Genomic DNA, 23544 nt, shown 5'->3' on the forward strand with positions numbered 1-23544 from the left:
CGCACCGCCGAGCGCCGGGCCGCCCCGGTCGCGGTGGCCGGGCGGCCCGGGGCGCCGGTCCGGCTGGCCCGCTGCTGCACGCCGGTGCCGCCGGACGAGGTCACCGGCTACCCGATCCGCGGCGGCGCCGTCGCCGTGCACCGCACCGGCTGCCCGGCGGGGGAGCGGATGCGGGACGACGGGCGCGGCGCGCTGGAGGTGCGCTGGCAGCCGGACGGCACCCCGGCCGACGGCTACCGGGCCACCCTGCGGGCCGAGGCGCTGAACCGGCCCCGGCTGCTCGCCGACCTGACCGAGGCGATCTCCGCCGAGGGCGTCGGCATCGCCTCGGCCGAGATCGAGCCGCCGCAGGAGCTGCGGGTCCGGCACACCTACACCGTCGAACTGCCCGACCCGGGTGCGCTGCCGGGGCTGATGCGGGCGATGCTCAAGGTGTCCGGTGTATACGACGTGAGCCGCCCGCACGCCCCCGAGGGCGGCGGCGCCCGGCAGCCCGGGGGAAATAAGGATGACCGGCCCGCGCCGGGCGTGCGACCATCGTGGGGAATTCACGGCCGGTCCGCGGTGTTCACAGGGCACAGGAGCCCCGGTGGCACCCGCGGTCCTGAGGGGTAGCTCACACCTCGCCCGGACGGTAGACGGGGCGGCAGCTGGGCAGACTCCGGGTGGGACCGCACCGGCGGTCCGCACAGGCCATCCGCACCAGCAGCCAAAGGACAGAATGACCTCCACGTTCGACACCCGCGACCACGCCGACGCCCCGCGCCGCCTCGACGGTCTGCGGGCGGAAGCCCTCATGGACGAGGACCTCGCGGCCATCGACGAGGACCGCGGCCACCACTACGACGGCGACCAGTACGACCGCAGCGAGCGTGCCGCCCTGCGTCGTGTCGTCGGCCTCTCCACCGAGCTCGAAGACGTCACCGAGGTCGAGTACCGCCAGCTCCGCCTGGAGCGCGTGGTGCTCGTCGGCGTCTGGACCGACGGCACGCTGGAGGAGGCGGAGAACTCGATGGCCGAGCTCGCCGCGCTCGCCGAGACGGCCGGCTCCCAGGTGCTGGACGGCGTCATCCAGCGCCGCGACAGGCCCGACGCCGCCACCTACATCGGCTCCGGCAAGGCCATGGAGCTGCGCGACATCGTCGCCGCGACCGGGGCCGACACCGTGGTCTGCGACGGTGAGCTCACCCCGGGCCAGCTGATCCACCTGGAGGACGTGGTCAAGGTCAAGGTCGTCGACCGGACGGCCCTGATCCTGGACATCTTCGCCCAGCACGCCAAGTCCCGCGAGGGCAAGGCGCAGGTCTCGCTCGCGCAGATGCAGTACATGCTGCCGCGCCTGCGCGGCTGGGGTCAGTCGCTCTCCCGGCAGATGGGTGGTGGTGGCTCCGGTTCGTCCGGCGGCGGCATGGCCACCCGTGGTCCCGGTGAGACCAAGATCGAGACCGACCGGCGCCGGATCCGCGAGAAGATGGCGAAGCTCCGCAAGGAGATCGCCGAGATGAAGAAGGGCCGCGACACCAAGCGCCAGGAGCGCAAGCGCCACCAGGTGCCGTCCGTGGCCATCGCCGGGTACACCAACGCCGGCAAGTCCTCCCTGCTCAACCGGCTCACCGGCGCGGGCGTGCTGGTGGAGAACGCGCTGTTCGCCACCCTCGACCCGACCGTGCGCCGGGCGCAGACCCCGAGCGGGCGGGTGTACACCCTGGCCGACACCGTCGGCTTCGTCCGGCACCTGCCGCACCACCTGGTCGAGGCGTTCCGCTCGACCATGGAGGAGGTCGCCGACGCGGACCTCATCCTGCACGTGGTGGACGGCTCGCACCCCGAGCCGGAGACGCAGCTGGCCGCCGTCCGCGAGGTCATCGTCTCGGTGGACGCGCAGAACGTCCCCGAGATCGTGGTGATCAACAAGGCGGACGCTGCCGACCCGCACGTGCTGCAGCGCCTGCTGCGCCGCGAGCCGCACGCCATCGTGGTGTCGGCCCGCAGCGGCGCGGGGATCGAGGAGCTGCTGAAGCTCATCGACGACGAGCTGCCGCGCCCGGCCGTCGAGGTGCGGGCCCTGGTGCCCTACACGCAGGGCGGGCTGGTCTCCCGGGTGCACGCGGAGGGCGAGCTGCTCTCCACCGAGCACACCGGCGAGGGCACGCTGCTGCACGCGAAGGTGCAGGCCGAGCTGGCCGCCGAGCTGGAGCGCTACGCGGTGGCGCTGCACGGCTGAGGCCGCATGTGTGTGAAGGGCCCCCGGACTTCCGAGTCCGGGGGCCCTTCGCGTCACTTCACGTTCGTGCTCGTTACTTCACGTTCTTGCTGAAGTAGTCGAAGGCCTGCTTCGCCTGGTCCTGGAGCGAGGGACCGGCCAGGTACTCGGACGGGTTGCGGTTGCCGATCGAGTTGACGCTGATCAGGTTGGGCTTGCCGTCCTTGGTGATGAACCAGCCGCCGCCGCTGGAGCCGCCGGTCATGGTGCAGCCGATCACGTACATCGGCGGGCGGGTCTGGTCGAAGGAGAGCTTGCCCGGCGGGATCGCCGAGTCGCAGTGGTCCAGCTCCATGCCGTCGAACGGGCGCTCGGCCGGGTAGCCGTAGGAGGAGGCCGAGGTGATCTGGACGCGCGGGGCGTTGAACCAGACCGGGATCGAGCCGCCGACCGTCTCCTCCAGGGACTTGCCGGAGCCGCTCTCACTGCGCACTCGGATGATCCCGTAGTCGTACTGGTTGTGGGCGCCGACCCCGCTCTCCTTGATCCAGGTCGGCGAGACCAGCGCGCGCACCGCCGTCCACCGGCCGTACGGGGAGACCTGCTGCTCGCTGTACGGCTTTCCGCGACTGGCCTGGCCGTCGCGGTTGTAGCCGGGCACGAACACGATGTTCTTGAGCCAGCCGCCGCCCTTGCCGTCGTGCAGGCAGTGCGCGGCGGTGTAGACGAGGTTGCTGCGGCCAGGGTTGGCCGGGTCGGAGACCACGGTGCCGGAGCAGACCGCGTCGCCCTCGGGGGCGGTCACGAAGATCTTGCCGACCACGGCGGTGGCCGGGCTGTACGGGTGCGGCTGGGGCCTGGCCGGGATGGCGACCGGGGGAGCGTCCCGCTGGACGCCGGCCTGAGCGGCGGTGTGTGAGTACTCCGGGGTGGGCCGGCCCTTGGCGCCCTCCATCTTGGCGATGGACCAGAAGCCCTGCACGACCTCGTTGCTGAAGGCGTTGTCGGAGAGGAACCGTGCCCAGTCCTCCAGCTTCCAGCCGGCCAGGTCGCCCGAGCCGGTGGCCCTGCTGCTGGTGGCGGGGATGACGGCCGCCGGCGCGCTCGCGGCGTCGCTGCCGGCGCTGTCCGGCCCGCAGGCGGTCGCGGTCAGGGTGAGTGCGGCGAGCGCCGCGGCGCCGGCCAGTACGGCCCGGCGCCGCGGCCTGCGCCCGCGGCTGGTGTTCGGCATGCTGCATCGTCCCCCGTCGAGTTGGTGAACGCGGTCACTGCTTCCTGGAGATCCAGTCCAGGGCCTGCTTGGCGACCGTCTCCAGGTACGGGCCGCTGAGCGAGGTGTGCTCCTGGGTGCCGATCGAGGTGTTGCTGACCAGGGCGGTCTTTCCGTCCGGCATGGTGGCGAACCAGCCGCCGCCGCTGGAACCCTGGGTCATGTTGCAGCCGATCGTGAGCATCGACGGCCGCTTCGGGTCGAACGACAGCCGGGTCGGCTTGCCGCCGTCGCACTTGTACAGCTCCTGGCCGTCGAACGGCTTGTAGAGCGGGTAGCCGACCGCCGAGACGGACAGCTTGTCGCGCGGCGCGTCGAACCAGACCGGAACGGCCGAACCGACCGTCTCCTCCAGCGACTTGCCGGTGTCGTTCTGGTTGTGCACCCGCATGATGGCGAAGTCGTACTGGCTGGCGGAGTCCCCGGTGCCGCCGCCCTCGACCATCCACTGCGGCGAGGTGGTGACCTGGTCGGCCCACCAGGTGCCGAGCGGGGCCAGCTCGGACAGCGGGGCCTTCTTGCCGCCGCTGGAGGCGCCCGAGTTGTTGTAGGCGGGCACGAACACGAGGTCCTTGTAGAAGTTGCCGCCCTTGCCCTCGTGCACGCAGTGGCCGGCCGTCCAGACCAGGTTGCTCTGGCCCGGGTGCTGCGGGTCGGTGATCACCGTCGCCGAGCAGTTGCCCCGGCCGCCCTGGGCGCTGAAGAACACCTTGCCGGAGGGCTGCTTGGTGTACGGGCGGGCCACCGGCGTGGCCGTGACCACCTGCGGCTCGGGGTCGGTCACGCCGTTGTCGGAGGCCGGCTTGGCAGTGGGCGGGGCCGGCTCGGCGGGCTTGGAGTCGCCCATCTTGTCCGGGTTCCAGAAGTCCTTCACGACCGGGTTGTTGAAGACGTGCTGGGACGCCCACTTGTCCCAGTCCTCGAACTTCCACTTCTTCAGGTCGTCCCAGCTCTTCGGCAGGCCCTCCAGCAGGCTGGTGGGGATGCCCGACGGCAGGGTGATCCCGCCGATCACGCCTCCGCCGCCGGGGGCGGCGCTGCTCCCGTCGCTCGCCGAGGCGGGCGGCGGCGCGGCGGTGCCGCCCGTCCCGCCCGACGGACCGTCCGGGCCGCAGGCGCTCACCGCGAACAGGGTGCCGGCGGCGAGGGCTGCGGCCATGGCAGACCGGTGGATCGATGGCATCTGTGCGCTTCCCCCTGCTGTTCGGTCGGGCTGTTCGGCCGGGCCCGTGCCCGGTCGTGAAGCTGTGGCGGCAGGCCGCCTTGGAGTCTTTCACCGGTCAGCAGGACGACACCGGCCGCCCCCCGGGTTGCGGTCCTGACCGGAGGTCACCGATCTGTGACGAACCCCCGGCCGGCTCGTTGGCGCAACAAGGCCTTCCTCCCGGGTGGTGAACAATCCCCGATCTTCACCCGGACGGGTGAGCCGTCCTTGTGATCACCCGTCCGGGATAGGTAACCCTTACTCGACGCGACGGTGCGAGCGCCCGCCGAACCCTCTCCACCACCCGCGCGCGTCCGCACCCCCACGCGCCCCAAGGAGCAGCCTTGAGCACCGCCGCCCTGACCGGAGCCCCGCCCGACCCGCTGCTGCCCGCGGACCGGCCGGCCGGGCCCGACCCGCTGCTGCACCCGGACCCCGCCGTCGCCGCCGAACAGGCTGCCCTGGAGGGCCTGTTGCGCTGCTGGGTGCGGGAGACCGGCGCCCGGCCCGGCCCGGACGGACGGCTGCGGATCGCCGTCCTCGGCGGCGCCGCCCGGCTCTCCGCGCCCGTCCGCTACTGGTCGCCCGCCGGCTGGCACCGCTTCGGCCCCGCCGTCCTCGCCGCGGGCGAGGTCGCCGCGGCGGGGGAGGTGGACGAAGCCCCGGTGGACGCCGTCACCGCCGCCGCGCTGCTCGCCGCCGCGGCCGCCGACCGGCCCGACCCGGGGCAGGTCGCGGACCTCGCCGCCCGGGTCGCCGACTCCGTCGTCCGGACCGCCGAGATCCTCGCCCACCGCCGCACCGCCGCCGCCCCCGGCGGGCCGGAGGGCTCGCACTTCCTCGCCGCCGAACAGTCCCTGCTGCTCGGCCACCCGCTGCACCCCACCCCCAAGAGCCGCGACGGCCTCGGCCCCGCCCAGAGTGCCGCCTACTCGCCCGAACTGCACGGCTCCTTCCAGCTCCACTGGTACGCCGTCGACCGCGAGCTGCTCGCCGCCGGCTCCGCCCTCCCCGAGAGCGCCGAGCGGATCACCGCCGGCCTGCTCGGCGACCGCACCCCGCTGCCGCCCGGCACCGCCGCCCTGCCGCTGCACCCGTGGCAGGCCCGCGAGTTGGCGCACCGCCCCGCCGTCGCCGCCCTGCTCGCCGAAGGACTCCTGCACGACCTCGGGCCGGCCGGCGAGCCCTGGCACCCCACGTCCTCGGTGCGCACGGTCTACCAGCCCGGTACCCCGTGGATGCTCAAGCTCTCGCTCGGCCTGCGGATCACCAACTCCCGCCGGGAGAACCTGCGCAAGGAACTCCACCGCGGCCTGGAGATGCACCGGCTGCTGGAGAGCGGCCTCGCCGCCGAGTGGCGGGCCGTCCACCCCGGCTTCGACATCGTCCGCGACCCGGCCTGGATCGGCGTCGACCACCCCGGCCTCGGCGACCCCGGCGGCCTGGACACCGTGCTGCGTGCCCAGCCGTTCGCCCCGACCGACCGCGCGCTGTGCGTCGCCGGCCTGGTCGCCGAACAGCCGCTCGGCACCGGCAGCACCGTGCCGTCCCGGCTCGGCGACACCCTGCGGGCGCTCGCCGTCCGCTGCGGCCGTCCGCTGCGGGCTGTCGCCGCCGAATGGTTCCTGCGCTACCTGGACGCCGTCGTCCTGCCCGTCCTCTGGCTGGACGGGCGGGGCGGCATCGCCCTGGAGGCGCACCAGCAGAACAGCCTCGTCCTGCTCGACGCCGAGGGCTGGCCCAGCGGCGGGCGCTACCGCGACAACCAGGGCTACTACTACCGGGACAGCGCCGCCGAACGGCTCACCGCCCGGCTGCCCGGGCTCGGCGAGCACAGCGACACCTTCCTCCCGGACCAGGTGATCGACCACCACTTCGCCTACTACCTCGGCATCAACCACGTGCTCGGCCTGGTCGGCGCATTCGGCTCCCAGGGCCTCGCCGACGAAACGGTGCTGCTCGCGGCGCTCCGCCGGTTCCTGGCCGGCCCGCAGGCCGCGACCACCGGCTCGGCGCTGCCCGCGCTGCTGCTCGACGCGCCGACCCTGCCCTGCAAGGCCAACCTGCTCACCCGGATCAACGGCCTGGACGAGCTGGTCGGGCCGGTCGAAACGCAGTCCGTCTACGTGGACATCCCGAATCCGCTGGTGGACGCGTGACGACGGTGGACGACCTGCCCGGGTGGGACGCGATCCCCACCCCGGCCGGGGAGTTCCGGCTCCGCCCGGTCCGGCTGCCGGCCGACCTGGAGCTGCTCGCCGGGTGGATGAACGACCCCGAGATCGCCGCCTTCTGGGAGCTCGCCGGGCCGCCCGCCGTCACCGAACGGCACGTCCGCGCCCAACTCGACGGCGACGGCCGCAGCCTGCCCCTCCTCGGCCTGCTCGACGGTACCCCGATGAGCTACTGGGAGGTCTACCGCGCCGACCTCGACCCGCTCGCCGCGCACTACCCGGCCCGGCCCCACGACACCGGCGTCCACCTGCTGCTCGGCCCCGCCGGGAGCCGCGGCCGGGGCCTGGGCGCCGTCCTGCTGGACGCCCTCACCGAGCGGATCCTGCGGGAGCGGCCGCACTGCGAGCGGGTGGTCGCCGAACCCGACGTCCGCAACCGGCGCTCGGTCCGGGCCTTCGAACGGGCCGGGTTCCGGTCGGCCGGTGAACTCGACCTGCCCGACAAGCGCGCCGCCCTGATGGTCCGCGCCCGCCCCCCTCACCCCGCCTAGGACACCTCCCGTGGACACCCCAGCAGCCCCGCCGCCGTACGACCTGCTCGGCGTCGGCATCGGCCCGTTCAACCTCTCGCTCGCCGCGCTCGCCGAGCCCGTCCCCGGCCTGCGGACGCTCTTCTGCGACCACCGCCCGGAGTTCCGCTGGCACCCCGGCATGCTGGTGGACGGGGCCCGGATGCAGGTGCCGTTCCTCGCCGACCTGGTCTCCCTGGTCGACCCGACCAACCCGTGGTCCTTCCTCAACTACCTGCGCGACCAGGAGCGGCTGTTCCCGTTCTACTTCGCCGAGCGCTTCCAGCTGCCGCGCCGCGAGTACGACCACTACTGCCGCTGGGCCGCCGAGCGGCTCGGCAACTGCCGCTTCGGCACCGGGATCACCGCGCTCCACTGGGAGGACGGGCTCTACCGGGCCGAGTTGACCGACACCGCGACCGGCCGGCGCAGCCACGTGCACGCCCGCAACCTCGCGCTCGGCGTCGGCACCCGGCCCGTCCTGCCCGAGGCCTTCACCGCCCTCGACGGCCACCCGCGGGCCTTCCACTCCGCCGACTACCTCGACCGCCGCGGCGACCTCGCCGGCGCCCGCGACATCACCGTGGTCGGCAGCGGGCAGTCCGGCGCCGAGGTCTTCCTCGACCTGCTCCGCCGGCACGACGGCGACGGCGTCCGGCTGCGCTGGCTCACCCGCACCCGGGCGCTCGCGCCCATGGAGTACTCCAAGCTCGGCCTGGAGCACTTCACCCCCGACTACACCCGCTACTTCCACAGCCTGCCCGAACCCGTCCGGGACACCCTGGTCGCCGCCCAGTGGCAGCTGCACAAGGCCGCCAGCGCCGAGACCCTCGCCGAGATCCACGACCACCTGTACGAGCGCACCATCGGCCGCCCGATCGACACCGCCCCCGTCGAGATCACCCCCGGCACCGCTGTCGCCGACGCCCGGCCCGGCCCCTGCGGCGGCCTCGAACTGCACTGCCGGCACACCGACTCCGGCGCCGAGCACCTCGTGCGCACCGACGCCGTGGTGCTCGCCACCGGCTACCGGGCCGCCCGCCCGGCCGCGCTCGAACCGCTCGCCCACCTGATCGACTGGGACGCGGCCGGGCGCTACCGGGTCGACCTCGACCACCGCGTCGCCGCCCGGCCGGAACTCACCGGCGGCCTCTACGTCCAGAACGCCGAACTGCACACCCACGGCGTCGGCACCCCCGACCTCGGACTCGGCGCCCACCGCGCCGCCGTCATCCTCAACGCCGTCACCGGCCGGACCGTCCACCGGCTGCCCACCCGCACCGCCTGGACCGGCTTCGCGCCGCCCGCCGGCGTCCCCACACTCCCCCGCCCCCAGGAGCTGACCCGTGCCGCAACCGCCGGCCGCTGAACCGCCGCTCTACCTGCCGCCGCAGCTCACCCCCGGGCCCTGGCAGCGGGCCGGCCGCACGCTGCTGGCCAAGATGCTCGCCGAGTTCGCCTACGAGGAACTGCTCAACCCCGTCCCAGGGGCAGCCGACGGCGAGTACCTGCTCTGGCTGCCCGAGGCCGAGTACCGCTTCACCGCCCGCCGCGGCGCCTACGGGAGCTGGCGGGTCGACGCGGCCTCCGTCCGCTGCTCCCGCCCGGACGGCCTCGACCCGCTGCGCTTCCTCCCGTACGCCCGGCACACCCTCGGCCTGCGCGGCGAGACCACCGGCCACCTGATCCGCGAACTCACCGCCACCCTCACCGCCGACGCCCACCAGCTCGCCACCGCGCTCACCGCCGCCGAACTCGCCGACCTCGACCACCCCGGACTGGAGGGCCGGCAGGACGGCCACCCCTGGATCGTCCCCAACAAGGGCCGGATCGGCTTCTCCGCCACCGACGCCGCCCGCTGGGCCCCGGAGGCGCGGACCCCGCGCCCGCTGCCCTGGATCGCCGTCCACCGGCGGCTCGCCCGGTACCGCGGCGTCCCCGGGCTGGATCGGCCCGAGCAGCTGTACGCGCGCGAACTCGACGACCCCGGCGCGCTGCGCGCCGCCCTCGGCCCGGACGCCGACGACTACCTGCTGCTGCCCGTCCACCCCTGGCAGTGGGACGAGACCGTCGTCCCGCTGTTCGCGCCCTGGATCGCCTCCGGCGAGATCGTCCCGCTGCCCTCCGACGGCGACCCACGGCTGCCCCAGCAGTCCATCCGGTCCTTCTTCAACACCGCCCACCCCGAGCGCTGCACCGTCAAACTGCCGCTGTCGATCCTCAACACCCTGGTCTGGCGCGGCCTCCCCACCGAACGCACCCTCGCCGCGCCTGCCGTCACCGCCTGGATCCACGGCCTGCGCGACACCGACCCGTTCCTGCGCGACGAATGCCGGGTGATCCTGCTCGGTGAGATCGCCTCCGTCACCGTCGACCACCCGCTCTACCGGGACCTGCCCGAGGCGCCCTACCAGTACAAGGAGCTCCTCGGCGCGATCTGGCGCGAACCGCTCGGCCCCTTCCTGGCCGGCGGCGAACGCGCCCGCACCCTGGCCGCCCTGCTGCAGACCGGCTCCGACGGCCGCGCCCTCGCCGCCGAGCTGATCGCCCGCTCCGGACTCACCCCCGCCGCGTGGACCCGCCGGCTGTTCGCCGCCATGCTGCCGCCGCTGCTGCACTTTCTCTACCGGTACGGGCTGGTCTTCTCCCCGCACGGCGAGAACGCCATCGTCGTCTTCGACGAGCACGACGCCCCGGCCCGGCTCGCGGTCAAGGACTTCGTCGACGACGTCAACCTCAGCGACCAGGACCTGCCCGAACTGCGCGGCCTGCCCGCCGAGGTCGACGACGTCCTGCTCCGCGAGCCCCCGCAGGGGCTCTGCCAGTTCCTGCACTCCGGGCTGTTCATCGGCGTCTACCGCTACCTCGCCCCGCTGCTGGAGGCGCAGACCGGGCTGCCCGAGGCCGAGTTCTGGGCCCTCCTGCGCGCCGAGATCCGCCGCCACCAGGACCGCTTCCCCGAGCTGCGCGAGCGCTTCGAGCTGTTCGACCTGTTCACGCCGCGGATCGACCGGCTCTGCCTCAACCGCAACCGGCTGCTCCTCGACGGCTACCAGGACCGCCCGCACCGCCCGCACGCCGCCCGGCACGGGACCGTCCCGAACGCTCTCGTCACCCTCGACGCGGATCTTCCCGGGCAACGGGACCGGATTGTCACCCCCGCCCCGTAGGGTGGGAGGGTCATGACGAACGACTCCCAAACCCAGCTCCCGCGCGAGACCCCGTTCCCTGGTGAGGGCGACGTCGACGTTGACACGGACGTCGGCGCCGAGGTCGATGCCTCCGTCGACGCCGAGGAAGCCGTCGAGGTCCCGCGCGCCCGCATCCCCGAGCTGCTGCACGCCGCGGTGGCGGCCGTCGGCGGCGTGGAGCGCCCCGGCCAGGTGCGGATGGCCGAGGCCGTCGCCGACGCCGTCGACCACGCCGAGCACCTGCTCGTCCAGGCCGGCACCGGCACCGGAAAGTCCCTCGCCTACCTGGTGCCCGCGCTCGCCCACGGGGACCGCGTGGTGGTCGCCACCGCCACCCTGGCGCTGCAACGCCAGCTGGTCGAGCGGGACTTGCCGCGCACCGTCGAGGCGCTGCACCCGGTGCTGCGCCGCCGCCCGCTGTTCGCGATGCTCAAGGGCCGCTCCAACTACCTGTGCCTGCACCGGGCCAACGAGGGCACCCCGAGCGACGAGGGCGAGGGCCTGTTCGACCCGGTGGACGCGCTCGGCGGGCCCACCGGCAAGCTCGGGCAGGACGTGCTGCGGCTGCGCGAGTGGGCCGACGAGACGGACACGGGCGACCGCGACGACCTCAGCCCCGGCGTCTCCGACAAGGCCTGGGCCCAGCTGTCGGTCACGTCCAAGGAGTGCCTGGGCGCCACCCGCTGCCCGTACGGGCAGGAGTGCTTCGCGGAGAAGGCCCGGGAGCGGGCCAAGCTGGCGGACGTCGTGGTCACCAACCACGCGATGCTCGCGATCGACGCGATCGAGGGCGCGCCGGTGTTGCCCGAGCACGGGCTGCTGATCGTCGACGAGGCGCACGAGCTGGTCAACCGGGTCACCGGGGCGGCCACCGCCGAGCTGACCGTCGGCGCGGTCAACCGGGCGGTCAAGCGGGCCGCCCGGCTCGCCAACGAGAAGGCCGTCGACGCGCTGCAGGCCGCCGCCGAGAACTACCACGGCCTGATGGAGACCGCCCAGCCCGGCCGGGTCGAGGAGCTGCCCGAGTACCTGGCGTACGCCGTCACCACGATCCGGGACGCCGCGCGGCAGGTGATCACCTCGCTCGGCGAGACCAGGGACAAGGGGCTCAGCGACGAGGACGCGGTCCGCAAGCAGGCGATGGCCTCCGTCGAGACGGTGCACGAGACCGCCGAGCGGCTGCTGGAGGACTCCGAGTACGACGTGGTCTGGATCGAGCGCAGCGACCGCTTCGGGATGGGTACCGCCTCGCTGCGGGTCGCGCCGCTGAGCGTCTCCGGTCTGCTGCGCGAAGGCCTGTACAAGGAGCGCTCGGTCGTCCTCACCTCGGCCACGCTCAAGCTCGGCGGGGACTTCAACGGCGTGGCCGTCTCCGTCGGCCTGCCCACGGAGGCCCGGCTGCCGGACGAGCGCACGCCCGGGGACAACCCGGAGCCCGGCTTCGGGGAAGGCCCCGGCGGGGAAGACCCCGTGCCGCAGTGGCGGGGCATCGACGTCGGCTCGCCGTTCAAGTACCCCAAGCAGGGCATCCTCTACGTCGCCAAGCACCTCTCCGAGCCCGGCCGCGATCCCGAACGGCCGGACATGCTCGACGAGTTGGCCGAGCTGATCGGCGCGGCCGGCGGGCGGACGCTGGGCCTGTTCTCCTCGATGCGCGGCGCCCAGGCGGCGGCCGAGGCGATGCGGGAGCGGCTGGACAACCGGATCCTGCTCCAAGGGGAGGACACGCTCGGCGAGTTGATCCGCGAGTTCGCCTCGGACGCGACCACCTGCCTGTTCGGCACGCTCTCGCTCTGGCAGGGCGTGGACGTGCCGGGCTCGGCCTGCCAGCTGGTGGTGATGGACCGCATCCCGTTCCCGCGGCCGGACGACCCGCTGATGAGCGCCCGCCAGAAGGACGTCGAACAGCGCGGCGGGAACGGCTTCATGGCGGTCGCGGCGACGCACGCGGCGCTGCTGATGGCGCAGGGCGCGGGCCGGCTGGTCCGGGCGGCCGACGACCGGGGGATCGTGGCGGTGCTCGACCCGCGGGTGGCGACCAAGCGGTACGGGGGCTTCTTCCGCTCCTCGATGCCGGAGTTCTGGTACACCACGGACCGCAACCAGGTGCGCCGCTCGCTGGCGGCCATCGACGCCTCGGCGTCGCCGGTCCGGCCGGTGGTCAAGCGGGGCTGAGCGGCCTTTGCCGAGCGGCCTCTCGTGAGACGCCGGAGGGGCTCCCCGCGGTCGCGGTGGAGCCCCTTCCCGGTGTGTGCTGGCGTGTGTACGCCTGATGTGTGTCGCGTGCGGCGTCAGAGGCGGCGCAGGACCGCCACGACCTTGCCCAGGATGGTCGCGTTGTCGCCGCTGATCGGCTCGTACGCCGGGTTGTGCGGCATCAGCCAGATCCGGCCGTCCTCGCGCTTGAGCCGCTTGACGGTGGCCTCGCCATCGATCATCGCGGCCACGATGTCGCCGTTCTCGGCGACCGGCTGGCGGCGGACGGTGACCCAGTCGCCGTCGCAGATGGCCGCCTCGATCATCGAGTCGCCGCGCACGGTGAGCGCGAACAGCTCGCCCTCGCCGACCAGTTGGCGCGGCAGCGGGAAGACGTCCTCGACCGTCTGCTCGGCCAGGATCGGCCCGCCGGCGGCGATCCGGCCGACCAGCGGCACGTACGAGGTGGACGGGCGGCCGGCCGTCTCGGCGGTGTTCGGGCGGGCCACCTCGACGCCGCGGACCTCGTAGGCGCGCGGGCGGTGCGGGTCCCGGCGGAGGAAGCCCTTGCGCTCCAGGGCCATCAGCTGGTGGGCCACGGAGGAGGTGCTGGAGAGACCGACGGCCTGGCCGATCTCGCGCATGGACGGCGGGTAGCCCCGGCGCTGGACGGAATCCCGGATGACCTCGATCACGCGGCGCTGGCGCTCGGTGAGCCCGGCCTCGTCGGTGCGGATGCCGGGGGGGCGGCCGGGCATCGCCCGGGCGGGCGCCGGGTGGGCGTCGTCCAGAACCGGTGAGTGTTCGATCGGCTGGTCGGGAACGCGGCTCGTGCTGGAAACGGCCGGGCCGGAGAGTCGGTGGTCTTCGCTACGGTCCATGCTGATGTCCACACTCTGCTGATTCGTGGTGCGCTGCCCCACCTTGAACTGGGAGTGTTCCTGCACCGGGATGGTGTTGGTTTCGATCGTGTTCACGGCGGCCCCTCTCGACGGCTGTCCTCTCCCCTTTTCCAGCCCAACGCACCTCCTATCGAAAGGTTGCGCCAAACACACGTTCGAGTGAATTATTCGAGAGTTGGCTGACTCGATCAAGGCTTTGCTGTACGTCGATTGAATGTTCGACTCGAAGTCGACTTCCGCAGTCTAATCCGCGCCGACACGCCAGGGGTGCCGCGTCCCCCGGAGACCTACATCTAGTGGCTACAGTCCTCTCCGTGCCCAGTACTAGTGGTCACGGCGCATGATCAGCTTGCCGAGGCCGGGGTCGCATCGCTTAGACTCAACCGTCCGCACGTCCTGCCAGGGAGGGATCCTCAGGTGCACTGCCCCTTCTGCCGGCACTCCGACAGCCGCGTCGTCGACAGCCGGACCACCGAGGACGGCAGCTCGATCCGCCGTCGTCGGCAGTGCCCGGACTGCGGCCGCCGCTTCACCACGGTGGAGACGGCCGCGCTGATGGTCATCAAACGCAGTGGGGTCACCGAGGCGTTCTCCCGGGAGAAGGTCATCTCCGGCGTCCGCAAGGCCTGCCAGGGCCGCCCGGTCACCGAGGACGCCCTCGCCCAGCTCGGCCAGCGGGTCGAGGAGTGCGTGCGGGCCACCGGCAACGCCGAGCTGACCACCCACGACGTCGGGCTGGCCATACTCGGCCCGCTCAAGGAACTCGACGTGGTCGCCTACCTGCGCTTCGCCAGCGTGTACCAGGCATACGACGGACTGGAAGACTTCGAGGCCGCCATCGCGGAACTCCGCGCCGAACGGCCCGTCCCCGAGGCGGACGGCACCTGTGTGCCGGTTCCCGCCGCCGCGCCCTAGGAGGCGCCGGCACCCGCCCCCTCGTCGAGGGGGACTGGATGCACCCGGCCCCGCGGGGCCGACGCGTGCCCGGAAACGGGGCGCAGAACACTACAAACCGTGCGCAAGCAGGCGAGGGCCTCGGCTGCCCGCACACCGGAAGAACGAACCAGCGGTGCCCGGACTTTTCGGGGCACCTAGGGCGTTTGCCCAGGAGTCGGGCGTTTGCCCTGGAGGAGGAGCGAGAAGTGACAGACACCACGAGCGGTTCCGCACGCGGGTCGAAGTCCGACAAGACCGCGGCCAAGGCTGCCGGGAAGGCCCCCAAGGGCGGTCTGCGGATCGAGCGCATCTACACCACCCCTGGCGTACACCCGTACGACGAGGTCCGCTGGGAGCGGCGCGACGTCGTCATGACCAACTGGCGCGACGGGTCGATCAACTTCGAGCAGCGCGGCGTGGAGTTCCCCGACTTCTGGTCGGTCAACGCCGTCAACATCGTCACGTCCAAGTACTTCCGCGGCGCCGTCGGCACCCCGCAGCGCGAGTGGAGCCTCAAGCAGATCATCGACCGCGTGGTGCTCACCTACCGCGCCGCCGGTGAGAAGAACGGCTACTTCGCCACCAAGGACGACGCCGAGATCTTCGAGCACGAGCTGACCCACGCCCTCCTCCACCAGGTGTTCAGCTTCAACTCGCCGGTCTGGTTCAACGTCGGCACCAAGCAGCCCCAGCAGGTCAGCGCCTGCTTCATCCTGGCCGTCGACGACTCCATGGAGTCGATCCTCGACTGGTACAAGGAAGAGGGCATGATCTTCAAGGGCGGCTCCGGCGCCGGCCTCAACCTCTCCCGCATCCGGTCCTCGAAGGAGCTGCTGTCCTCCGGCGGCAACGCCTCCGGCCCGGTCTCCTTCATGCGCGGCGCCGACGCCTCCGCCGGCACCATCAAGTCCGGCGGCGCCACCCGCCGGGCGGCCAAGATGGTCGTCCTCGACGTCGACCACCCGGACGTCGAGGCCTTCATCGAGACCAAGGTGAAGGAGGAGGAGAAGATCCGCGCCCTGCGCGACGCGGGCTTCGACATGGACCTCGGCGGCGACGACATCACGTCCGTCCAGTACCAGAACGCCAACAACTCCGTCCGCGTCTCGGACGAATTCATGACCGCCGTCGAGAACGGCACCGAATTCGGCCTGCGCGCCCGGATGACCGGTGAGGTCATCGAGACCGTCGACGCCAAGAAGCTGTTCCGCAAGATGGCCGAGGCCGCCTGGGCCTGCGCCGACCCCGGAATCCAGTACGACTCCACCATCAACCACTGGCACACCTGCCCGGAGTCCGGCCGCATCAACGCGTCCAACCCCTGCTCCGAGTACATGCACCTGGACAACTCCAGCTGCAACCTCGCCTCGCTGAACCTGATGAAGTTCCTGCGCGACGATGACTCATTCGACGGCGCCACCTTCGCCAAGGTCGTCGAGCTGGTCATCACCGCGATGGACATCTCCATCTGCTTCGCCGACTTCCCGACCGAGAAGATCGGCGAGACCACCCGCGCCTTCCGCCAGCTCGGCATCGGCTATGCCAACCTCGGCGCCCTGCTGATGGCCACCGGCCACGCCTACGACAGCGAGGGCGGCCGCGCCCTGGCCGGCGCCATCACCTCCCTGATGACCGGCACCGCCTACCGCCGTGGCGCCGAACTCGCCGGCGTCGTCGGCCCGTACGACGGCTACGCCCGCAACGCTGCCCCGCACCAGCGGGTCATGAAGCAGCACGCGGACGCCTCGGCCGTCGCCGTCTCGCTCGACGACCTGGACGCCCCGGTCTGGGCCGCGGCCAACGACACCTGGCAGGACGTGCTGCGCATCGGTGCGCAGAACGGTTTCCGCAACGCCCAGGCCTCGGTGCTCGCCCCCACCGGCACCATCGGCCTGATGATGGACTGCGACACCACCGGTGTCGAGCCGGACCTGGCCCTGGTCAAGTTCAAGAAGCTCGTCGGCGGCGGCTCCATGCAGATCGTCAACGGCACCGTGCCGCGCGCCCTCAAGCGCCTCGGCTACCAGGACGAGCAGATCGAGGCGATCGTCGCCCACATCGCCGAGCACGGCAACGTCGTCGACGCGCCGGGCCTCAAGGCCGAGCACTACGAGGTGTTCGACTGCGCGATGGGCGAGCGCTCCATCTCGCCGATGGGGCACGTGCGGATGATGTCGGCGATCCAGCCGTGGATCTCGGGCGCCATCTCCAAGACGGTCAACATGCCTGCCAGCGCGACCGTCGAGGACGTCGAGGAGATCTACTTCGAGGCGTGGAAGATGGGCGTCAAGGCGCTCGCCATCTACCGCGAAAACTCCAAGGTCGGCCAGCCGCTCTCGGCCAAGAAGAAGAACGAGAAGGTCGAGGAGGCCCCGGCCGCCGCCGCGGTCGAGAAGGTCGTCGAGTACCGCCCGGTCCGCAAGCGCCTGCCCAAGGGCCGTCCGGGCATCACCACCTCCTTCACGGTCGGTGGCGCCGAGGGCTACATGACCGCCAACTCCTACCCGGACGACGGCCTCGGCGAGGTCTTCCTCAAGATGTCCAAGCAGGGCTCGACCCTCGCGGGCATGATGGACGCCTTCTCCATCGCCGTCTCGGTCGGCCTGCAGTACGGCGTGCCGCTGGAGACCTACGTCTCGAAGTTCACCAACATGCGCTTCGAGCCGGCCGGTCTGACCGACGACCCGGACGTGCGGATGGCGCAGTCGATCGTCGACTACATCTTCCGCCGCCTGGCGCTGGACTTCCTGCCGTTCGAGACCCGCTCGGCGCTAGGCATCCACTCCGTCGAGGAGCGCCAGCGCCACCTGGAGACGGGCTCCTACGAGCCGCTGGAGGCCGAGGAGCTGGACACCGAGTCGCTCGCCCAGTCCGCCCCGGTGGTCGCCACCCCGGCCCCCGTCGCCGAGGCGCCCAAGCCGGCCGCGAAGCAGGCCCACAACTCCACGGAGCTGCTGGAGATCCAGCTCGGCCTCAACGCCGACGCCCCGCTCTGCTTCTCCTGCGGCACCAAGATGCGCCGCGCCGGCAGCTGCTACCTCTGCGAGGGCTGCGGCTCCACCAGCGGTTGCAGCTGACACCGCTCGACGCCCGACAATGCTCGGCGCCTGACAACGCTCGACCCCGGTTTCCACCCGATGAGGTGAAAACCTGAGGCGGGGCGAGGACTTCACCGTCCTCGCCCCGCTTTTGCGTTCCCGGGGTGCCGATGTCACGGATGGGGGTGCTGGTCGGTCGGCAGGGGGTGAAGGCCGTCTGACAGGAGTGGATGAGTGATGACTGTGCTGGTGACCGGGGCTACGGGGACGTTGGGGCGCGAGGTGGTGCGGCTGTTGGTCGCGCGCGGAGTGGTGGTGCGCGGGTTGAGCCGGCGGGAGCGCAGTGGCGGGGACGGGGTCGAGTGGGCGGTCGGGGATCTGGTGACCGGGGAGGGGATCGCGGCGGCGGTGGCCGGGGTGGACGTGGTGATCGACTGCGCGACTGCGGTGGGGAAGAAGGACCTGGTCGCGGTGCGCAACCTGGTGGCGGCGGCCGAGCGGGCGGGGGTGCGGCACCTGATGTACGTGTCGATCGTCGGGGTGGACCGGGTGCCGCTCGCGTACTACCGGACGAAGCACGCGTGCGAGCAGGTGGTGCGGGAGTCGGGGCTGGGGTGGACGGTGCTGCGGGCGACGCAGTTCCACGATCTGCTGCTGAAGATCTTCGGTGTCGCGGCGAAGCTCCCGGTGTTCCCGGTGCTGACCGGGGTGCGGTTCCAGCCGGTGGACGCGCGGGAGGTGGCGGAGCACCTGGTGGAGCTGGCGGGGGAGGAACCCGCGGGGTACGCGCCGGAGGTCGGCGGGCCGCGGGTGCGGACGTACCGGGAGCTGGCGGAGGCGTACCTGCGGGCGGCGGGCCGGCGGCGGGTGCTGGTGCCGGTGCGGTTGCCGGGCGCGGTGGGCCGTGAGCTGCGGGCGGGCGGGAACCTCACGCCGGAGCGTGCGGTGGGGCGGGGGACCTTCGAGGAGGCCTTGGCGGAGCGTTTCGGCACCCGCTGATGTCAACCAGGGTTGATGCGACGCTGGAAGCCCCGCCGGAGGAGGAGCGGAAGCGGCGCGGCTGGTTCCGAGCGGGGGTGTCCCCGGGGGCGTCCGGCGGTGCGTAGCTCCGGTCGTCAATCGGTGTGCACGAGGTGAATGAATGAGATTGACCGTCAACTGGCCGGTTGAGGCCAATGTCTGAATCGATATGATCGGCCGATAGCGTGAACCGATCAGCCGCCCGGAGACGTTTCGCGACGTCGCCCGGGCGGTCTCGTATGCGCCCGAACCACTGTCGACGGCATCCACCGCCGCCGGCCCGCCGCACCCGCCGCCCGCCGCCGTTGCCGAGGATCGCACCGATGAGAGAAGCCACCAGCCCCGACGGCGGCCCGCGCCGACGCCCCGCGCCGCGCACCGTCGCCCTGACGGCCGCCGCCGTCCTGCTGGCCGTGGTCGCCGCCCCGGTCGGGATCGGCCGGGCGCTGGGCGCGCACCAGCCGCTGACCGCCCTCGCGGTCGGCGCGGTCGCCGTCCTCTGGCTGATCGCGGTCGGCCTCGCGGCCGCCGGCACCGAGCGCGCCCGCCGGCTGACCGAGGACCTGGCCGCGCAGCACGACGAGACGATGACGGCACTGGTCGTCGCCGGCGCCGCCCGGCAGGCCGAGACCGCCGCCCGCGACGGCGCCTCCTCCGCCCGCGCCGAGCGGGACGCCGCCCGGGCGGAGCAGGCCCGGGCCGAGGCGGACGTCACGGCCGCGCACGCCGAGCTGGCACGGCTGCGGGCCGAGCTCGACGCCGAGCGGGCGGAGACCGAGGCCGTCCGGGCGGCCGCCGAGGCCGAGCGCGCCGAACTGGACCGGCTCGCCGACGGCGTCCTGCCCGAGGTGGTGAAGAAGCTGCGCGGCGGCGCGGCCGTGGACAGCGCGCTGGCCGCCCACCGTACGCACCCCCAGCACGCGCTGCTGCGCGCCGTCGCGGAGGAGGTCGGGCGCGGCGAACGGCTGCGGGCCGCCGCGCTCGCGGTGTGTGCGACCGCCGCCGGGCGGGTGCAGGCGCTGGCCACGAGCATGCATGCCGAGCTGCGCGAGATGCAGCACCGGCATGACGAGGAGGTCCTCGGCGACCTGCTGCGGCTGGACCACTCGACCGCCCAGGCGGGCCGGATGGCCGACAGCATCGCGGTGCTCACCGGCGCCCGGTCGGGCCGCCGCTGGGCAAAGCCGATCGCGGTGGAGTCGGTGCTGCGCGGCGCGCTCGGCCGGATCGGCGCCTACCAGCGGGTCCGGCTGCACAACGCCAGCACCGCCGCGGTCGCCGGGTTCGCGGCCGAGGGCGTGATGCACGCGCTGGCCGAACTGCTCGACAACGCCACCAACTTCTCCGCCCCGCCGGCCGAGGTGCACGTCTACGTCGAGGAGGTGCCGGCCGGGCTGGCGATCACCGTCGAGGACAGCGGGCTGGGGCTGAGCGAAAGTTGGCTGCGCCGGGCCGAACGGGCCGTCTCCGCCGAGCCGTTGGACCTCACCACGCTCTCGGCCGGGACGCGGCTGGGCCTCGCGGTGGTCGGCGCGCTGGCGCGCAAGCACGGGCTGCAGATCTCGTTCCGGCCGTCGGCGCGCGGGGGTACGGGGGTGGTGATGCTGATTCCGCAGCAGCTGGTCACGCACCCCGCTCCGGCGCTCGCCACTGTTCCCGAGCCCGTCGCAGAGGTGGCACGCCCCGCGCTCACCTCCGCACGCCCAGCGCCCGTCCCGCTGCCGCTCGCGCCCGCCGCCCCGGTGGTCCCGGCGCAGGCCGCACCCGCCGTCCCCGCGCCGCTGCCGCCCGCGCCCGCCCGGCTCACCGAGAGCGGCCTGCCGCAGCGCCGCCGCGGGCAGACGCTCACCACCGCGGCCCCGCCGACAGCCGCCCCGGCCGCGAAGCCCGTCCGCACTGACGCCTCGACCGCCGCCGCCCGCTTCGGGGCGTTCCGCCGGGCAGCCCAGCAGACGGCCACCTCCGCGGAAACCCCGCCGACCACGGACACCGACACCACGCCCGACGCTTCCCCCGTCACCGAGAAGGACTCCTGATGAGCAGCGCCACCGACCGTGACCTCGACTGGCTGTTGGAAAACCTGCTGACCGCCACCCCCGGCACCCGGCACGCCCTGGTGCTCTCCGCCGACGGCCTCAAGCTCTGCCACACCGCGGGCCTCGGCGCCGACCAGGCCGACCAACTGGCCGCGATCGCCTCCGGCCTGCAGAGCCTGGCGCACGGCGCGTCGATCGAGTTCGGCGACGGCAGCGGCGGCGTCCGGCAGTCGATGACCGAGTTCCACGGCGGCATCCTGTGCATCGTGGCGGCCGGCGAGGGCGCGCACCTGGCCGTGGTGACGGACGACGACGCGGACGTGGGCGTGATCGGCCACAACATGCACGGCCTGATCGAGCAGATCGGCGTCCACCTCAGCGCGCCCGCGCGGGGCGAGGGCGAGGACACCGGGACGCACGAGAGCGCCCACGCATGAGCAGCGGGCCGGTCCTGCCGGGCCGGGACGACGACCCGGACCGCCTCTACACGATCACCCGGGGTCGCAGCCGCTCCCCGGAGAACGCCTTCGACCTGGTCACCCTGATCGTCGCCGAGCGGGAGCCGGCGCCGGGCATGCAGTCGGAGCACGTCCGCATCCTGCGGATGTGCGAGGCCCCGACCGCCGTCGTGGAGGTCGCCGCGGAGCTGGCGCTGCCGGTCTCGGTGGTGAAGATCCTGCTCGGCGATCTGCTGGAGACCGGGGCGATCACCGCCCGCCACCCCCGGTTCGCGCCGAACAAGGCCCGGCTGCCCGATCTCGACACGCTGAAGCAGGTGCTGCATGGCCTCCAACGGCTCTGACCTCGCGCCCGCCACCGGACGCACCCCGCTCCAGGCGACCGCCGACAACGCGCTGAAGATCGTCGTGGTCGGCGGCTTCGGGGCCGGCAAGACCACGCTGGTCGGCTCGGTCAGCGAGATCCGTCCGCTGAACACCGAGGAGGTCATGACCAAGGCGGGCGAGGGCATCGACCCGGCCGGCGCCTGGGGCAAGCGCTCCACCACGGTCGCGTTCGACTTCGGCCGGATCACGCTCTCCGCCAGCCAGGTGCTGTACCTGTTCGGCGCGCCCGGGCAGGAACGTTTCTGGTTCCTCTGGGACCGCCTGTTCAGCGGCGCGCTCGGCGCGGTCGTCCTGGTGGACACCCGGCGGCTGGAGGACTCCTGGTACGCCATCGACCGGCTGGAGCACCACGGCACGCCGTTCATCGTGGCCCGCAACAACTTCGGCGAGCCCGGCCACACCCTGGATCAGGTCCGCGAGGCCCTCGACCTGCCCGCCGAGGTGCCGCTGGTGGACTGCGACGCCCGGGACCGGGAGTCCAGCAAGCGGGTGCTGATCGAGCTGGTCCGCCACCTGGCCGCCCTCGCGGAGGCGCAGGCCCCCGCCCGCGCCGAGGTCGAAAGGGTCCGCGTCGAGGACGACCCGGCCTCCGCCGAGCCCGAAGCCCCCGTCACCCCGGAGTACGAGGAGAGCACCCCGTGACCCAGCCCGCCGCCACCCCGCCTCCGGGCTGCCCGGCGCACGCCGGCGCCACGCCGCTGTACGGGCCGCGCTTCCAGACCGACCCCGCCCAGCTCTACCGCGAGCTGCGCGCCACGCACGGCCCGGTCGCCCCGGTCGAGCTGGCCGGCGGCGTCCCCGCCTGGCTGGTCATCGGCTACCGCGAGCTCCAGCTGGTGACCGGCCAGCCGCAGCTGTTCGGCCGCGACTCCAGCCGCTGGCACGCCTGGGCCACCCTGCCCGCCGACTGGCCGCTGAAGCCGATGATGGCGCCCGTGCCCTCGATGCTCTACACCGAGGGCGAGGAGCACGTCCGCCGTTCCCGGGCGGTCACCGACGCGCTGGCCGCGATCGACCCGTACGAGCTGCGCAAGCACGGCGAGGAGATCGCCGACCGGCTGATCGACGAGTTCGCCGGCCGCGGCGAGGCGGACCTGGTCGCCGAGTACGCGCACCGGATGCCGCTGCTGGTGCTGTGCCGGGTGCTCGGCCTGGACGAGGAGCAGGCGCCGGAGCTGGTCGACGCGGTGCTCACCATGCTGGACGGCGGCCCGGACGCGCCGGCCGGCGCCCAGCGGCTGCTGGAGCTGATGCTCGCCGTGGTCCGGGAGAAGGCCGAGCACCCGGGCGGCGACGTGGCCTCGCGGATGCTGGCGCACCCGGCCGGGCTGACGCACGACGAGATCATGCGCGACCTGCGGGTCCTGCTGATCTCCGGGCACCAGCCGAGCTCGTACTGGATCTCCAACGCGCTGCGGCTGATGCTCACCGACGAGCGGTTCTCCGCCTCGCTCTCCGGCGGCCGGCGCAGCGTCGGTCAGGCGCTCAACGAGGCGCTCTGGGAGGACACCCCGATCCAGATCTTCGCCGGCCGCTGGGCGGTCCGGGACACCCAGCTGGGCGGCCAGCGGATCGCCGCCGGGGACATGGTCCTGCTGGGCATGGCCGGGGCGAACGCGGACCCGTCGGTGCGGCAGCCGGACGGTCGCCCGGCCGAGGGCAACCGGGCGCACATGAGCTACTCGTACGGCGAGCACGGCTGCCCGTTCCCCGCCCAGGAGGCGGCGGAGGTGATCGCCACCACCGCGATCGAGGTGCTGCTGGACCGGCTGCCGGACCTGCGGCTCGCGGCGGCCGAGCACGCGCTGGTGTGGCGGCCGTCGGCGTGGGTGCGCGGTCTGGTGGCGCTGCCCGTCTCGTTCACCCCGGGCCACCCGGTCTGACCGTCGGAAGAACTTCGGGCCTGGCCGTCCGAAGCCCTGGCCGTCGGAAGAACCTCGGGCCTGGCCGTCCGAAGCCC

18 protein-coding genes are annotated in these 23544 nt (G+C 73.0%); 15 read left to right on the forward strand and 3 right to left on the reverse strand.

Annotated elements, in window-relative coordinates; genetic code table 11:
- Both KV557_RS37140 and hflX read left to right on the forward strand, forming a co-directional pair.
- The coding region (locus KV557_RS37140) for an ACT domain-containing protein (RefSeq protein WP_308130262.1) at positions 1–615 on the forward strand (615 nt) is incomplete at its 5' end.
- 106 nt (positions 616–721) lie between these two features.
- Positions 722–2224: a GTPase HflX gene (gene hflX, locus KV557_RS37145; RefSeq protein WP_218206025.1), complete on the forward strand. Its 1503-nt coding sequence runs from the start codon at positions 722–724 to the stop codon at positions 2222–2224.
- Between the two features lie 73 nt (positions 2225–2297).
- Here the strand turns inward: hflX and KV557_RS37150 are convergent, their stop codons facing one another.
- Together KV557_RS37150 and KV557_RS37155 are read right to left on the reverse strand one after the other, a co-directional pair.
- Positions 2298–3434 (reverse strand): trypsin-like serine peptidase, encoded by a 1137-nt coding sequence (locus KV557_RS37150; RefSeq protein ID WP_218206026.1) that lies wholly within the window; start codon positions 3432–3434, stop codon positions 2298–2300.
- 34 nt (positions 3435–3468) lie between these two features.
- Positions 3469–4656, reverse strand: coding sequence for a trypsin-like serine peptidase (locus tag KV557_RS37155; RefSeq protein WP_218206027.1), 1188 nt, complete (start codon positions 4654–4656; stop codon positions 3469–3471).
- Positions 4657–5021: 365 nt separating this feature from the next.
- On the opposite strand from KV557_RS37155, the gene KV557_RS43560 reads away from it, so the two are divergent.
- From KV557_RS43560 to KV557_RS37175, 5 genes are read left to right on the forward strand one after another with little or no spacing between them, the layout of a single operon-like run.
- Complete coding sequence (locus KV557_RS43560) at positions 5022–6836, forward strand: IucA/IucC family protein (RefSeq protein WP_256178514.1); 1815 nt, start codon at positions 5022–5024, stop codon at positions 6834–6836.
- A complete protein-coding gene (locus tag KV557_RS43565) occupies positions 6728–7402 on the forward strand; it encodes a GNAT family N-acetyltransferase (protein WP_256178517.1) in 675 nt (224 codons plus the stop codon). Before KV557_RS43560 ends, KV557_RS43565 begins: the two co-directional genes overlap by 109 nt.
- A 10-nt stretch (positions 7403–7412) precedes the next feature.
- Complete coding sequence (locus KV557_RS37165) at positions 7413–8789, forward strand: lysine N(6)-hydroxylase/L-ornithine N(5)-oxygenase family protein (protein ID WP_218206028.1); 1377 nt, start codon at positions 7413–7415, stop codon at positions 8787–8789.
- Positions 8767–10590, forward strand: a complete 1824-nt coding sequence (locus KV557_RS37170; protein WP_308130263.1) for an IucA/IucC family protein — start codon at positions 8767–8769, stop codon at positions 10588–10590. Before KV557_RS37165 ends, KV557_RS37170 begins: the two co-directional genes overlap by 23 nt.
- 12 nt (positions 10591–10602) lie before the next feature.
- Positions 10603–12786, forward strand: coding sequence for an ATP-dependent DNA helicase (locus KV557_RS37175; protein WP_218206029.1), 2184 nt, complete (start codon positions 10603–10605; stop codon positions 12784–12786).
- Between the two features lie 116 nt (positions 12787–12902).
- Here the strand turns inward: KV557_RS37175 and lexA are convergent, their stop codons facing one another.
- Positions 12903–13784 (reverse strand): transcriptional repressor LexA, encoded by an 882-nt coding sequence (lexA, locus tag KV557_RS37180; protein ID WP_308130264.1) that lies wholly within the window; start codon positions 13782–13784, stop codon positions 12903–12905.
- Positions 13785–14126: 342 nt separating this feature from the next.
- On the opposite strand from lexA, the gene nrdR reads away from it, so the two are divergent.
- From nrdR to KV557_RS37220, 8 genes are all read left to right on the forward strand, one after another.
- Complete coding sequence (gene nrdR / locus KV557_RS37185) at positions 14127–14624, forward strand: transcriptional regulator NrdR (RefSeq protein ID WP_218206030.1); 498 nt, start codon at positions 14127–14129, stop codon at positions 14622–14624.
- 227 nt (positions 14625–14851) lie between these two features.
- The gene (locus KV557_RS37190) at positions 14852–17722 is read left to right on the forward strand and encodes a vitamin B12-dependent ribonucleotide reductase (protein ID WP_218206031.1); all 2871 of its coding nucleotides are present in this window, start codon (positions 14852–14854) and stop codon (positions 17720–17722) included.
- Between the two features lie 195 nt (positions 17723–17917).
- On the forward strand, positions 17918–18682 hold the full coding sequence (locus KV557_RS37195; protein ID WP_218206032.1) for an SDR family oxidoreductase: 765 nt from the start codon (positions 17918–17920) through the stop codon (positions 18680–18682).
- Positions 18683–19290: 608 nt separating this feature from the next.
- Positions 19291–20739 (forward strand): sensor histidine kinase, encoded by a 1449-nt coding sequence (locus KV557_RS37200; protein WP_445156347.1) that lies wholly within the window; start codon positions 19291–19293, stop codon positions 20737–20739.
- A complete protein-coding gene (locus KV557_RS37205) occupies positions 20739–21176 on the forward strand; it encodes a roadblock/LC7 domain-containing protein (protein WP_218206034.1) in 438 nt (145 codons plus the stop codon). Before KV557_RS37200 ends, KV557_RS37205 begins: the two co-directional genes overlap by 1 nt.
- Positions 21173–21541: a DUF742 domain-containing protein gene (locus KV557_RS37210; RefSeq protein ID WP_218206035.1), complete on the forward strand. Its 369-nt coding sequence runs from the start codon at positions 21173–21175 to the stop codon at positions 21539–21541. Before KV557_RS37205 ends, KV557_RS37210 begins: the two co-directional genes overlap by 4 nt.
- Positions 21522–22226 (forward strand): GTP-binding protein, encoded by a 705-nt coding sequence (locus KV557_RS37215; protein WP_218206036.1) that lies wholly within the window; start codon positions 21522–21524, stop codon positions 22224–22226. Before KV557_RS37210 ends, KV557_RS37215 begins: the two co-directional genes overlap by 20 nt.
- Complete coding sequence (locus tag KV557_RS37220; RefSeq protein WP_218206037.1) at positions 22223–23467, forward strand: cytochrome P450; 1245 nt, start codon at positions 22223–22225, stop codon at positions 23465–23467. Before KV557_RS37215 ends, KV557_RS37220 begins: the two co-directional genes overlap by 4 nt.
- Positions 23468–23544: the final 77 nt, after the last annotated feature.

Origin of the sequence: Kitasatospora aureofaciens, from assembly GCF_019192735.1 — a bacterium.
In the GTDB taxonomy this organism is placed as follows: Bacteria; Actinomycetota; Actinomycetes; order Streptomycetales; family Streptomycetaceae; genus Kitasatospora; species Kitasatospora aureofaciens_A.

Bases quoted from the DNA above. Each gene is read 5' to 3' on its own strand.
- KV557_RS37150 (WP_218206026.1), bottom strand. From the start codon at position 3,434: ATGCCGAACACCAGCCGCGGGCGCAGGCCGCGGCGCCGGGCCGTACTG.
- KV557_RS37215 (WP_218206036.1), top strand. From the start codon at position 21,522: ATGGCCTCCAACGGCTCTGACCTCGCGCCCGCCACCGGACGCACCCCG.
- KV557_RS37210 (WP_218206035.1), top strand. From the start codon at position 21,173: ATGAGCAGCGGGCCGGTCCTGCCGGGCCGGGACGACGACCCGGACCGC.
- KV557_RS37205 (WP_218206034.1), top strand. From the start codon at position 20,739: ATGAGCAGCGCCACCGACCGTGACCTCGACTGGCTGTTGGAAAACCTG.
- hflX (WP_218206025.1), top strand. From the start codon at position 722: ATGACCTCCACGTTCGACACCCGCGACCACGCCGACGCCCCGCGCCGC.
- KV557_RS37155 (WP_218206027.1), bottom strand. From the start codon at position 4,656: ATGCCATCGATCCACCGGTCTGCCATGGCCGCAGCCCTCGCCGCCGGC.
- KV557_RS37200 (WP_445156347.1), top strand. From the start codon at position 19,291: ATGACGGCACTGGTCGTCGCCGGCGCCGCCCGGCAGGCCGAGACCGCC.
- KV557_RS37175 (WP_218206029.1), top strand. From the start codon at position 10,603: ATGACGAACGACTCCCAAACCCAGCTCCCGCGCGAGACCCCGTTCCCT.